This window comes from Microcoleus sp. S28C3, from assembly GCF_036700785.1.
Taxonomy (GTDB): Bacteria; Cyanobacteriota; Cyanobacteriia; order Cyanobacteriales; family Microcoleaceae; genus Microcoleus; species Microcoleus asticus.
Genome location: NZ_JAUBPO010000290.1, coordinates 1 through 1,240 on the forward strand (window position 1 = coordinate 1; position 1,240 = coordinate 1,240).

The window sequence follows — 1,240 nt, forward strand, 5'->3', positions numbered from 1 at the left end:
TTTAAGTCGGGGAGTTTTTCCATTCCTCGATCTAATGTCTATCTCGTCTTCTTGTCAAGGGGGTTGAGCAATTACCATATATCTTTTTTGCAAGAGGTCTAATATTTTCGACTGTTTTGGTACAGCATAAGAACGCCTGAGCAATTTGTTGGTCTGTCCAATTTTTTCCTTCTATATCCGCTTTCAGTAGAATGTTGGCACGTTTGACCTTGCTGGCTGAACCCTTTAACGTTTTGATGATGGTCTGGAGCTGGCTGCGTTCATCATCGCTCAAACGGACGATATACTTTTTCCGCATTCCTCTTTTCTCCTAAATTACCCTGGGCATCCTTAATTCTTACCTTTACTATAATCCTAATCCCTTATCTTGACAAAGCACTATAGCATTTCTTACAAAGGTGAGGTACAATAACAGCAGTGAGTAAACCAATTCCAAATATTTGCTGATGTAACTTCACTAAATGCAAACTAAGAGTGCTTTTGCTAACTCTTGATAATTAGGTGTCTTGATAGAACGGAGAATATTTTTAAGTTTTGACCATAGATTTTAAATTGGGGAGAAATCCGGCGAATAGGGCGACAAGTATATTAATTTGGTTCCTTTTTTTTTGATGGCTTTTTCTACTTCTTCTCCGGTATGAATAGCAGGGTAAACGCATCTAAATTAAGTTGACATAAAATCATATTTGTGCATGAGTTTTTCTTTGAGAAAACCCTTCTTAAAACTCTTAAATCTGATGCAATTAACCCAGTTAAAATCGAGCTTTAAGGACTTCTAAATTCTCAAAGCTGAATCAATTTAGATCGGGAATCCGTTTTGTTTTTCGAGCGTTAGCTGGCAGAGTCTAAAATTTGCACTAAATAATTATTATCCATTCCCGCCAGATACCGCTTCATTTTTAAACTTCCTTTAAATCCTTTTTCCTGTTTCAGTAAATTGACAGCACTCGCGCCGTAGGAGAGCAAAATTTTCAGGAGAATGATCTTTACGAATGCGACTCTTGTCTTCGGAAAAAGGTAAGGATTCAGGTCGGGAAAAGGGGAATGAGAGAAGGCAGGAATGAGAGAGAAGAATGGGCAGAAATAGCCTCACGGAAAAAAGCCATTGTAGAACGAGTTTGAAAGCGACAAGTCTGGATAACACTCAGTAGATGAGCAGTTTGCTTAGGTGATTTCTGAGAAATAATTTACCAGCTAAAGTGGTCGAATCAAGATATCCCATTTGGGCAAAAGCGGATTT

Annotated in this window: 1 protein-coding gene; it reads right to left on the reverse strand. The window is 38.1% G+C overall.

Annotation, left to right across the window (positions count from 1 at the left end; all coding sequences use genetic code 11):
* Nucleotides 1-31: 31 nt before the first annotated feature.
* Complete coding sequence (locus QUA13_RS32510; RefSeq protein WP_333205219.1) at nucleotides 32-298, reverse strand: hypothetical protein; 267 nt, start codon at nucleotides 296-298, stop codon at nucleotides 32-34.
* Nucleotides 299-1,240 lie beyond the last annotated feature (942 nt).